We start from the raw sequence: 11268 nt of genomic DNA, 5'->3' as shown, positions 1-11268 counted from the left end.
ATGATCAATATTTTTCAGATAGCTAAATCTTATAAAATTTCATCTAAAAAAGATGATTTTAATAGGAGTATTTCAATGAATCCCTTATATAAAATCAGGTTTTATCTTATATGTTTTTTTAAACCAGGCAGTGGAAAATAGTTCTCATTTTAAATAAAAAAAATTCACGTTTTATCCTAATTTCGCTTTTATAATCAACTGTTATCCTACGACCCGAATCTGAATCCATATGCCAAAAATAAAACCTACGAAACTCATTATGGCAATTGTAATTGCCATCCTGGTGGCAGTCACTGCCTGGTATTTTCTGAAACCTAAAGAGCAGCAGCCACAATACATTACAGCTGAAGTGACCCAAGGGGATATCGAAAATTCGGTACTAGCAACTGGTGTACTTGAAGCCACCAAAATGGTCAGTGTCGGTGCCCAGGTTTCGGGTCAGGTTAAAAAAATGTATGTGCAACTTGGCGATCAGGTTAAACAAGGCCAGTTAATTGCCCGAATTGACTCTGTTCGTCAGGAAAATGATTTAAAGACTGCTGAAGCCAGTATTAAAAACCAGATGGCACAGCTTGCCGTGAAACAGGCCAACCTCGCTAAGGTGGAAGCCGAGTATAAGCGTCAGCAAGCCATGTATGCCCAAGATGCAACCTCGCGTTCAGAACTAGAATCTGCATTAGCCAGCTACAAAACCGCTCAGGCAGATATCACCGCGATTAATGCACAGATCGAACAGTCACGTTTAACTCTAGCCACTGCGAAAGAAGATCTCGGTTATACCCAAATTGTGGCGCCAATGGACGGAACCATTGTAGCGATCGTGACTGAAGAAGGTCAGACTGTAAACGCCAATCAAAGTGCACCAACGATTGTGAAACTGGCGCAGCTGGATACCATGACCATTAAAGCGGAAATTTCTGAAGCCGATGTGATGAAAGTTCAGGAAGGTCAAAGTGTTTACTTCACCACTTTAGGTGACAGTGAAACCAAACACTATGCAACATTACGTCAAGTTGAACCTGCACCGGACTCGATCAATACCGAAAGCAACAGCACATCGACTTCATCATCAAGTACTGCGGTGTATTACAACGCCCTATTTGATGTACCGAATGAAGATGGTAAATTACGTATTGATATGACTGCTCAGGTCTACATCATTTTAGATGAAGCGAAAAATGTGCTGACTATTCCTGCCGCAGCGGTGCAAACCTCAAACCGTCCGCAGCGCCGTGCACAAAGTTCCGATAGCGATAAAACACAAGCCAATAATGCTGCCGCTCCTGCTGATGCGAAACAAGGTGAAAATAAAACGGATCGACCTAAACGCTTAGAACTCACTGAAGCAGAAAAAGCCTTGGTTAAACAAGGAAAAGCAACTGTATCGATGGTTCGTGTATTACAAGCAGATGGTTCTGCAAAACCTCAACCTGTATTAATTGGTCTGAATAACCGCGTCACAGCTCAAGTCATCCGCGGCTTAAATCAAGGCGATAAAGTGGTGATTGCAGATGGTTCAGATACTTCAAATGATTCAGCTAAACGCAGCAACCGTGGTGGTGCTGGCGGCCCAATGAGAATGTAATTATGAGTCAAAATCAAACACCTCTACTTGAGGTTAAGAATCTGACTCGTGAATTCCCCGCCGGTGAAAGCACTGTTCAGATTCTTAAAGGGATTAATCTTGAGATTTATCCCGGTGAATTAGTGGCAATCGTAGGTCAGTCGGGTTCAGGTAAATCAACCTTAATGAATATTTTAGGTTGCTTGGACAAACCCACCCACGGTAGCTACAAAGTTAAAGGACGTGAAACCCGCGAGCTTGAGCCTGATGAATTAGCTCAATTGCGTCGTGAGTATTTCGGCTTTATTTTCCAGCGCTATCACTTATTGAGTGATTTAAATGCTACGGGCAACGTTGAAGTACCCGCAATTTATGCCGGTGCCGATGCGACCGAGCGTAATGCTCGTGCCAAGCAATTACTGACCGATCTAGGACTGGGGGACAAAACCCAAAACCGTCCGAGCCAACTGTCTGGTGGTCAGCAACAACGTGTATCGATTGCTCGTGCCTTAATGAATGGTGGTGATGTGATTTTGGCCGATGAACCCACCGGGGCATTGGACAAAAACAGTGGTATTGAGGTCATGCGCATTTTGCGTGAACTGAATGCCAAAGGTCATACCATTATTTTGGTTACCCATGATCATAAAGTTGCTAAAAATGCCACGCGGATTATTGAGATCAGTGACGGGAATATCATTTCCGATCTACCCAATACCCCAGTGACCGATGATGAGCCACTGGAAAAACAACAGCTTGTTCGTGCTCCACAGAAAAAAATTGCCAGTTGGCGTTCGGCTGTTGACCGTTTAGGTGAAGCCTTCCGTATGGCCTTATTGGCCATGAATGCACACCGGATGCGGACCTTCCTGACCATGCTCGGCATCATTATCGGGATCGCGTCGGTGGTTTCAGTCGTTGCGCTCGGTAACGGTTCACAAAAGCAGATTCTGGAAAATATTAGCAGCTTGGGCACCAACACCATTACCGTGTATCAAGGTCGTGGCTTTGGGGATAATTCCCGAACTGCACAAGTGAAAACTTTGATTCCTGATGATGCTACTGCCCTATCGGAACAACCTTATGTCGATGGTGTCAGTCCATCGGTCAACAGTAGTGTCACCGGACGCTTCAAAGAGATCGAAGCATCGACCACGGTCAACGGTGTCAGTGAAGACTTCTTCTATGTCAAAGGTATGAACTTTGAGTCAGGTCAGCCCTTTGATAAAGAAAGTGTGACCGAACAAGCTCAGGATGTGGTGATTGATAGCAATACCAAAAACACTTTCTTTGCGGATGGCACCAATCCTGTCGGTCAAGTCATTCTATTGGGTAGTGTACCGAGTCGGGTGATTGGCGTCATTGAAGAACAAAAAAGCATGATGGGCAACTCAGACAGCCTGAATGTGTATTTGCCTTATTCAACCGTCATGAGCCGTATGCTGGGACAATCCAATGTACGCAGTATCATTGTGCGTATTAAAGATGAATATCCAAGTGCGGCTGCGGAAAATGCCATTTTAAGCCTATTGGTACAACGCCATGGTGCTCAAGATGTGTTTACGCAAAACTCCGACAGTATTCGTGAAACCATTCAAGAAACCACTCAGACCATGACGCTTCTGGTTTCGGCTATCGCCGTCATTTCCCTAGTGGTCGGTGGTATTGGTGTGATGAACATTATGCTGGTTTCCGTGACTGAACGTACTCAGGAAATCGGGGTAAGGATGGCGGTCGGTGCGCGCCAAAGTGACATTCTGCAGCAATTCCTGATTGAAGCTGTTTTGGTTTGTATTCTGGGCGGTATCTTAGGCGTATTGCTGTCACTCGGTATCGGTCAGCTGATTACCCATTTTGCTGGAGGAACCTTCCAAATGGCATACTCGACCACATCAATTGTCGCGGCCTTTGTCTGCTCAAGCCTGATCGGTATTGTGTTCGGCTTTATCCCGGCACGTAATGCAGCCCGTTTGAATCCAGTCGATGCACTTTCTCGAGAATAAGGAATCTGATATGCATACTCTTACCAAACTTGCCAGTGCCCTACTCCTCGGGAGTTCACTGGTCGGCTGTGCAGCCGTGGTGAAAACGCCGTATGAACAACCTGCTGTACAGGTACCTAACAACTTTCAAAACAGTAAAGCTATAAGCCAGCAAATCCATGCTGATGTTTTGGCAGACCAATGGTGGACTCTATTTAAAGATCCCCAATTAAATAGTCTGGTGAATGACGTACTGGCAGCCAATAATGATCTGGCCGTGGCCGGGATCAATTTGCAGCAAGCCCGTATTCAAGCCAGACAGACACAAAGCCAGCAAGGTGTACGTATCAGTGATGCGGGGTTAACCACGCGTAGAAGCTTTGATCTGGAAGATGGCAGCAGTTCATCCGGCTTTGGGGTTAATTTCCCTGGCTTAAGCTATGAACTGGATCTGTTCGGTAAACTGGCCAATCAGACTGAAGCAGCACGCTGGGAAGCCCTGGCATCTGAAGAAGACTTGCAAGCGACTGCACAAAGTCTGATTGGTACGACTGCTCAACTGTACTGGCAGCTGGGTTATCTAAATGAACGTTATAGCGTGGTTCAACAAAACCTAGCGACTGCACAGCGTACCTATGATCTGGTCAATGTCCAGTATCGTGCCGGTGCTGTGTCTGGTTTGGATTTAACTCAGGCTGAACAGGCGATCCAAAGCCAGCAAGCGACCTTAAGTCAGATTGAGCAGCAACGTGTGGAAACACGTACGGCGCTGGCAGTACTCATGAATATGCCTGTGCAACAGCTTTCGATTCAGGAACCGAAACGTTTACCGAATATTGCTTTACCGTCGATTAAAGCTGGCTTGCCTGCTAGCCTTCTCTCCCGCCGTCCTGACTTGAGAGCTACTGAATTGCGTTTGCGTAAAGCCTTGGCCAACAAGGATGCCAATAAAGCCAGTTATTACCCTTCGATCAGCCTGACTGGCAGCCTAAGTACCGGCGTGGGCACCAGTTCATCATTGTCAGATGCACTTAAAAATCCGGTGGCGACCTTAGGTGCTGGACTCAGCCTGCCATTCCTACAATGGAATGATATGAAGCGTGATTTGCAGGTGAATGAACTGGAATATGAAAAAGCGATTATCCAGTATCGTCAGACCATGTATGAAGCTTTTGCCGATGTAGAGAATGCCTTGTCTAATCGTACTGAACTCACCAAACAGGTTGCGTTACAACAGCGTAACGTTGAACTGGCTGAACGTACTGAACGTTTGACTGAAGTACGTTATCGTAATGGTGCAGTAGCATTGAAAAATCTGCTGGATGCACAGGAAACTACGCGGAATGCCCGTCTGTCTTTGGTGCAAACCCGACAAAGCCAATACAATGCTTATGTGACCCTGATGCAAGCTTTGGGTGGTAGCCCGATCAAACAACTACCTTAAGCAATATATTTGACTCAAAAAAGACCGCTGTTAGTCAGCGGTTTTTTTATTGAAGTTTACATATGCAGATAAGCATTTACATTGTTGAGCTGTTCAATAGAAGGCTCATGTCCTAACAGACTGCCTTTTTCTAGCCATTGACGGGCAATTGCAATATCACGTTCTACACCAATGCCTTTGGTATATAAGCGCCCCAGATGACTATAAGCATCAGCATTCACCTGCGCAGCCGCTTTACGATAGCACTGGATTGCCTGATCCAAATTGGCTTCAATGCCAATTCCTTGTTCCAAAGCCTCACCTAAAGCATTTAGTGCGAGACCATTATGCTGGCTCGCAGCCTGTTCCAGATATTTCAGTCCTAAAGCCGTATCCTGCTCCACCTTTTTGCCCTTTAAATACATTAAGCCTAATTCGGTCTGGGCTTGTGCATTGCCCAATTGAGCTGCCTGATGCAGATAACGTTTGGCCTGTTCCTCATTCACTTCAAAGACTGGATAAAAACCAGAATATGCTTGATACAGATACCAGGCAGCCTTACTTGATCCTTTCGCCACCGCCTGATTCAAATATTGAATTGCCTTTTCTCGGGTCGGCAGCGGATATTCAGGCAAGCCATAAAAACGTCCCACTATATAAATCAGATCAGCTTCAGACTGTGCTGCAGGTTGCTCTTGCTGTGCGATTGCCTGAATCATTTGGGTGGCTTTAGCCGTATCTTTGGCTACACCTACTCCGTTTAAATAGCAGAGCGCCAGACCCATCTGACTAAAGCCATGATCAGGATCGCTTTGCAAGGCATGTCGATAGAGTTCAAATGCTTTCTCCGGTTCATGTGCGACCAGATAGGATTCAAAATATAGTGCGGCAATCAGACTCAAGGCTTGAGGATGCTGGGTTTGTGCTGCTTCAGACCAGTAGCGAAATGCCATGGTTTCATTTTTTTGTACATACCAGCCATGAAAATAAGCCAGACCGATCAGGGTTTTGGCCTGCGCATCTTTATGTTCTTTGGACTGCTGTAATAGATGCTGAAACACCCGTTGACGTTGATCAGGATCAATAGTGCCGAGTAACACGCCGGCATAGTAATCATATAAACCACTCTGATCACCGAGATGAATACAGCGTTTAATGAAATTCAAAGCCTGCTGTTGATTTTTGGGCAAGACTTTGCCATTTGCATAGGCTTCGGCAATACCCTGATTGGCAGCCAAGTGGTCCTGCTGTGCTGCCAGAAACAGATAATGGATACCCAAACTTAAATCTTGCGCTGCACTATCCGCCAAATAATATTGGGCTAACTGATACTGTGAATTGGCATGTCCCTGCTCGGCATTTTGAATTAACAGTTGCAGACGTTGCTGTTCTGCAGTGTCATGGTCAGATTCAGCCAGCTCAGTGATGCGATACTGCGCATCCAGATGACCACGCGCGACCGCATGCCGATACCAGTACAAGGCTTTTTCAGGATCATTTAATTGGTATTGATGACCATCATAGATCTGGCCTAAATGATAGGCCGCATCCTCACCACCTAAACTATAAGCTTTTTCAAGAAAACTAATCGCTTTTTCTGTGCTCTGCTCACAGCCCTGTCCGTTTAAGTGCATTAGGGCCATGCCCACATAAGCCTGCGGCAATTCCTGCTGCTGGGCCAGCCCCTGATAAATTTGATAGGCACGTCCATAGTCCGGGTGATGCGGATCCGTACTTAGACGGGTTGCATACTTCAATTGAGCATCAATCTGTTCAATCCATAGATCATGATGCACGGCTTTGGCCTGATCACGTTTCACCGGATCAGGACGTTTCCACATCCAGATTGCTAAAGCCCCAATCCCCAAAACCAGCACTAGCAAAAACCACATAGCTGCTCCAAAACCAAAAGATTGTTTTTGTTATATGTATAAAAATTCATTTTAAACTTAGCATAAAAAAAAGCACAGATCGTGTGCTTTTTTTTTGACTCAATCAGGCTTTAAGTCTTTTACTATCGAGCTTTTTCAATACTTCCGATACCGCAACCATGGCGAAGCTAGATGTCACTACCACTGCAGACCCATAACCACCACAGCGTAAGCCTGCGCTTGCACAAACATCTGCACTCGAGAATGGGTTATCGATAGAGTAGACACAAGTGATGCCAAATTTTTCTTTTGGCTTTTTACAGATGCCTTTAGCACGTAATTGCGCACGTAATTTTGCCAGCATTGGATCCTGTTCGGTTCTGGATAAATCGGCAACACGGATTTTTAAGGGATCCAGTTTACCGCCTGCTCCACCGGATACAATCAATGGAACCTTGTTAAAACGGCAATGCAGCATCAAGGCAAATTTCGCTTTGACGTCATCGATACAGTCCAGAATGATGTCAGGATTTCCTGACAGAATTTCTTTCACATTTTCTGGCGTCAGATAATCGTCAATCAAATTGATCTTGATGCGTGGATTAATCGAACGGCAGCGTTCTGCCATGATTTCGATTTTTTCACATCCTAGTGTCGCCGTCATAGCTGGTAACTGACGGTTAATATTCGATGCTGCGACCACATCCATATCGACCAGTGTGAGCTCACCAATCCCGGTACGTGCCAATGCTTCGACTGCCCATGAACCAACACCGCCAATTCCGATCACCATCACGTGACTGTTTTCATAATGATGAAAGCTATCGTCACCATAAATTTTGGCTACACCCGCAAAACGGCGGTCATACTCATCATCTTGAAGCAGATCAGTCATAGGTCATCAATAGCAAGAAAAACACCAGAGCATTTTAGCAAAATCATGGACACTTTACTGCCACTAAAATCCAGATACAAAATCAGTTAAAAAAGCATTCTTGTGCCATCGCTAAAACACGTAAAATTGATCAAATTACCATCATAATAATCTTCAAAATATTTCAATTATTATTGTCCTAAAGGGAGCCAGATCAGCATGCTATTTAACGCCCTTTTTGCCCTGCTGGTTTTGCTGTTCCTGCTCTATCTTTACGGTTTAACCTTTAAAAAGCAGAAAAATTATTATCTCAGTATCATGATCCGTATCCTGACTTTAGGATTATTTGCTTTGATTATCTTGGATCAATATGAAACCCAGACCCATCTTGCTCTGGTGCTTCTGACCTGGGTACTGTTTGAAAGCAGTGAAAACTTTTATCACAAGAAACTTTCTGCCAAGCAATAAAAAAGAAGCTTTCGCCTCTTTTTTATTTGCTCGGATTATTTATTCATAATGAAGAAATATTCACGATAATATTTCAGTTCAGCAATCGAATCACGGATATCATCCATCGCTAGATGCGAAGCATTTTTCTTCAGACCACTCATGATTTCAGGGCGCCAGCGTTTTGCCAGCTCTTTTACTGAAGATACGTCTAGATTACGGTAATGGAAATACTGTTCCAGTTCAGGCATTAAACGGTGCAGAAAGCGACGGTCCTGACAGATCGAGTTACCACACATCGGCGATACTTTTGGATTGACCCATTTTTTCAGGAATTCAATCGTTTCACTTTCTGCATCCTGAGCAGTCAATTTACTGCGGCGTACACGCTCAATCAGGCCAGACTGACCATGCTGGCGAGTATTCCACTCGTCCATCGCATTCAGGATACGGTCAGATTGATGCACAGCTAGCACGGGCCCTTCGGCAAGAATATTTAGGTTATCGTCCGTTACAATCGTGGCAACTTCAATAATCTGGTCATTATCTGTATCCAGACCTGTCATTTCCAGGTCAATCCAAATCAGGCGGCTATCCGGCGTGCTGCTCATAAATGTGCAATCTTATTAGGCTATAAAACATTTATAGTAGCAAATTTATTACGTCGATGCTGTAACTGACACCCCGCTTCATGCTATTTTTGCCATCTCGCTCCCATGGTTTTTTAGGATTTGAATGGCTTTAATACGTAAACGTCGTTTAACTGAACAACAACAACGTCGTATTCAAAAACAGCACAAAACGCGTCAGGAAGAGATCGATACCTCTCAAGACCTGGAAGGACTGGTCGTGCAGCATTATGGCCGCCAGCTTGAAGTCCAGGCCTTGTCTGTACCTGAACAGCATCCTGAAAAACCGGTCGTGGCTGAAGGTGAACCTGAGCCATTCTGGAAGCCGATTGAACTAGGGAGTGTCTGGCGCTGCCATACCCGAACTAACCTGGAATTGCTGGTAACAGGTGACCGGGTCAAATGGCAGGCTGATCCCAATACCGGACTCGGCATTATTACAGCGATTCATCCGCGCACTTCTTTGCTGACCCGTCCTGACCGTTACCACAAGGTTAAACCGGTTGCCGCCAATATTTCCCTGATTGTGATTGTGTTCGCGCCATTGCCTGAACCAGCACCAGGTTTGATTGACCGTTATCTGGTGGCTTGTGCAGATGCAGAGATTCCAGCACTTTTAGTGCTCAATAAATCAGATTTGCTCAAGGAAAATGATCCGATTCTGGATTTGCTTAAAGAATATAAAGATTTGGGTTATGAAGTCATGCAAACCCAGTCTGATGGTGATCTGACAGAACTGTCCGCTCGTCTGAATGAAGAAACTGTAGCGTTTGTCGGTCAGTCTGGTGTAGGTAAAAGCACGCTGATTAATGCGATCGTCCCGGATGCTGCACAGAAAACCAATGTCATTTCTGAAAACTCGGCACTGGGTCAGCATACAACAACTTCCACACGTCTGATTTCCTTTGGCGATGGCGCTGCTCTCATCGACTCACCGGGAATCCGTGAATTTGGTCTCTGGCATCTGACCTTGGACAAAGTTCAAAGTGGTTTTCCGGAAATTGAAAATCTGCTCGGTCACTGTCAGTTCCGTAACTGCACACATAAACATGAAAAACAGTGTGCCTTACGTCAGGCAGCCTCAACAGGGGAAATTTTGCCGCGCCGACTAGACAGCTATTTACGTTTAATTGACGAAATTAACGAAGCGCAGCAAAAAAATTAATTTTCTTAAGGCTTAGCCCTTGAAGCGGTGATTTTGATCACCATATTTATGAGCTATACTCTTGGCAATTTTAAAATTGTAATTAGGTGAATTGTGGAACGTTGGTTCGAGTTTATGGGGAATCACCCCTTCTTGTTTGGAACACTCGCGGTACTCGTGGTTGTCTTCTTCATTATCGAAGGTCAACGTAATGGTCGCAAAATCTCTCCGCAATCGCTGGGAATTTTAGTTAAAGCAAAAAATGCCATGCTGATTGATTTACGTGATGCTAAAGACTTCCGTGAAGGTCACATCAGTGGTAGCCGTAATATTCCATATAGCCAAATTACAAAACACGTTGATGAGTTAAAAGCATCTGATCGCCCGTTGGTGTTCATTTGTAATCTTGGGCAAGTTGCAGGTTCTGCGCTTCAACAGGTAGGTCATGCAGATGCCTACCGTCTGGATGGCGGCATTACAAACTGGAAAGCTCAAGGTTTACCTTTGGTGAAAAGCAAATAATCTGCGAACAGGAGATTGATCATGGCTGAAGTTACTATCTATTCGACGACAGTATGTCCGTATTGTATCCGTGCAAAACAGCTCCTTGAGCGCAAAGGTGTTGCATTCAAAGAAATTAATTTATCGAATGAAGCCCCTGAAGTGCGTCTTGAATTGATGCAACGCACCAATCATCGTACCGTGCCACAGATTTTTATTAATGAACAATTTATCGGCGGTTTTGATCAACTTTATGCCCTAGAGCGTGAAGGCAAACTAGACGAATTATTGGCTTAATTTACTAAAACCTACCTCATATCAAGGATTAAAGAATGAGTGAAGAACAACAAGCTCAACCACAATTGGCATTAGAGCGTATTTACACTAAAGATATTTCTTTTGAAGTTCCTGGGGCACAAGTTTTTACCAAGCAATGGCAACCTGAGTTAAACATCAACCTTTCTTCTTCTGCAGAAAAAATTGATCCGACTCATTTTGAAGTGGCTTTAAAAGTTGTGGTTCAAGCAACCAATGAAGGTGATACAGCGTTTATCGTTGACGTGACTCAAGCAGGGATTTTCCTGATTGATGGCGTGGAAGAAGAGCGTCTGCCATACATTCTTGGTGCTTACTGCCCGAACATTCTGTTCCCGTTCCTTCGTGAAGCGGTGAATGATATGGTCACTAAAGGTAGCTTCCCGCAATTGCTGCTTACTCCAATCAACTTCGATGCTGAATTTGAAGCGAACATGCAACGTGCGCAAGCTGCTGCTGTTGAAGGTCAAGCTTAATCACTTGATCTTGAAGTTAAAAAAGACCGCAATTGCGGTCTT

The 11268-nt window shown here is 44.7% G+C and carries 11 protein-coding genes; 8 read left to right on the top strand and 3 right to left on the bottom strand.

Features of this window, described 5'->3' with window-relative positions; all coding sequences use genetic code 11:
* Nucleotides 1–229: 229 nt before the first annotated feature.
* Genes B4J23_RS07795 through B4J23_RS07785 form a run of 3 tightly spaced genes read left to right on the top strand, consistent with a single transcriptional unit; the run spans nt 230 to nt 4990 of the window.
* Nucleotides 230–1585, top strand: a complete 1356-nt coding sequence (locus B4J23_RS07795) for a MacA family efflux pump subunit (protein ID WP_284880504.1) — start codon at nt 230–232, stop codon at nt 1583–1585.
* 2 nt (nt 1586–1587) lie between these two features.
* Nucleotides 1588–3567 (top strand): MacB family efflux pump subunit, encoded by a 1980-nt coding sequence (locus B4J23_RS07790; protein WP_291359784.1) that lies wholly within the window; start codon nt 1588–1590, stop codon nt 3565–3567.
* A 10-nt stretch (nt 3568–3577) separates the two neighbouring features.
* Nucleotides 3578–4990, top strand: a complete 1413-nt coding sequence (locus B4J23_RS07785; RefSeq protein WP_291359783.1) for an efflux transporter outer membrane subunit — start codon at nt 3578–3580, stop codon at nt 4988–4990.
* A gap of 56 nt (nt 4991–5046) precedes the next feature.
* On the opposite strand, the gene B4J23_RS07780 is transcribed toward B4J23_RS07785, so the two are convergent.
* Nucleotides 5047–6861 (bottom strand): tetratricopeptide repeat protein, encoded by a 1815-nt coding sequence (locus B4J23_RS07780; protein WP_291359782.1) that lies wholly within the window; start codon nt 6859–6861, stop codon nt 5047–5049.
* Nucleotides 6862–6964: 103 nt separating this feature from the next.
* Nucleotides 6965–7735, bottom strand: a complete 771-nt coding sequence (locus B4J23_RS07775; protein ID WP_004782076.1) for a tRNA threonylcarbamoyladenosine dehydratase — start codon at nt 7733–7735, stop codon at nt 6965–6967.
* Nucleotides 7736–7933: 198 nt separating this feature from the next.
* On the opposite strand from B4J23_RS07775, the gene B4J23_RS07770 reads away from it, so the two are divergent.
* Entirely contained in the window at nt 7934–8182 is a 249-nt protein-coding gene (locus B4J23_RS07770; RefSeq protein WP_004782075.1) for a hypothetical protein, read from the top strand.
* A gap of 35 nt (nt 8183–8217) precedes the next feature.
* Here B4J23_RS07770 and orn read toward each other — a convergent pair whose 3' ends face one another.
* Nucleotides 8218–8772: an oligoribonuclease gene (gene orn / locus B4J23_RS07765; protein WP_291359781.1), complete on the bottom strand. Its 555-nt coding sequence runs from the start codon at nt 8770–8772 to the stop codon at nt 8218–8220.
* 124 nt (nt 8773–8896) lie between these two features.
* Between orn and rsgA the strand changes: the two genes are divergently transcribed.
* The 4 genes from rsgA to secB all read left to right on the top strand — a co-directional run bounded on the left by rsgA (nt 8897) and on the right by secB (nt 11226).
* Nucleotides 8897–9955, top strand: a complete 1059-nt coding sequence (rsgA, locus tag B4J23_RS07760) for a small ribosomal subunit biogenesis GTPase RsgA (protein WP_180057723.1) — start codon at nt 8897–8899, stop codon at nt 9953–9955.
* Nucleotides 9956–10048: 93 nt separating this feature from the next.
* Nucleotides 10049–10456 (top strand): rhodanese-like domain-containing protein, encoded by a 408-nt coding sequence (locus tag B4J23_RS07755; RefSeq protein WP_005232169.1) that lies wholly within the window; start codon nt 10049–10051, stop codon nt 10454–10456.
* A gap of 21 nt (nt 10457–10477) precedes the next feature.
* A complete protein-coding gene (grxC, locus tag B4J23_RS07750) occupies nt 10478–10732 on the top strand; it encodes a glutaredoxin 3 (protein ID WP_004782071.1) in 255 nt (84 codons plus the stop codon).
* A gap of 35 nt (nt 10733–10767) precedes the next feature.
* Nucleotides 10768–11226: a protein-export chaperone SecB gene (gene secB, locus B4J23_RS07745; RefSeq protein WP_004782070.1), complete on the top strand. Its 459-nt coding sequence runs from the start codon at nt 10768–10770 to the stop codon at nt 11224–11226.
* Nucleotides 11227–11268: the final 42 nt, after the last annotated feature.

It is taken from the genome of Acinetobacter sp. UBA3025 (assembly GCF_002367915.1).
Classification (GTDB): domain Bacteria; phylum Pseudomonadota; class Gammaproteobacteria; order Pseudomonadales; family Moraxellaceae; genus Acinetobacter.
The sequence above is the reverse complement of the archived record's forward strand: the minus strand, read 5'-3'. Positions and strand labels throughout refer to the sequence as shown.

What these genes read in the sequence shown, in the direction of transcription:
- B4J23_RS07795 (WP_284880504.1), top strand. Translation starts at nt 230, where the DNA reads ATGCCAAAAATAAAACCTACGAAACTCATTATGGCAATTGTAATTGCC.
- B4J23_RS07790 (WP_291359784.1), top strand. Translation starts at nt 1,588, where the DNA reads ATGAGTCAAAATCAAACACCTCTACTTGAGGTTAAGAATCTGACTCGT.
- B4J23_RS07785 (WP_291359783.1), top strand. Translation starts at nt 3,578, where the DNA reads ATGCATACTCTTACCAAACTTGCCAGTGCCCTACTCCTCGGGAGTTCA.
- B4J23_RS07780 (WP_291359782.1), bottom strand. Translation starts at nt 6,861, where the DNA reads ATGTGGTTTTTGCTAGTGCTGGTTTTGGGGATTGGGGCTTTAGCAATC.
- B4J23_RS07775 (WP_004782076.1), bottom strand. Translation starts at nt 7,735, where the DNA reads ATGACTGATCTGCTTCAAGATGATGAGTATGACCGCCGTTTTGCGGGT.
- B4J23_RS07770 (WP_004782075.1), top strand. Translation starts at nt 7,934, where the DNA reads ATGCTATTTAACGCCCTTTTTGCCCTGCTGGTTTTGCTGTTCCTGCTC.
- orn (WP_291359781.1), bottom strand. Translation starts at nt 8,772, where the DNA reads ATGAGCAGCACGCCGGATAGCCGCCTGATTTGGATTGACCTGGAAATG.
- rsgA (WP_180057723.1), top strand. Translation starts at nt 8,897, where the DNA reads ATGGCTTTAATACGTAAACGTCGTTTAACTGAACAACAACAACGTCGT.
- grxC (WP_004782071.1), top strand. Translation starts at nt 10,478, where the DNA reads ATGGCTGAAGTTACTATCTATTCGACGACAGTATGTCCGTATTGTATC.
- secB (WP_004782070.1), top strand. Translation starts at nt 10,768, where the DNA reads ATGAGTGAAGAACAACAAGCTCAACCACAATTGGCATTAGAGCGTATT.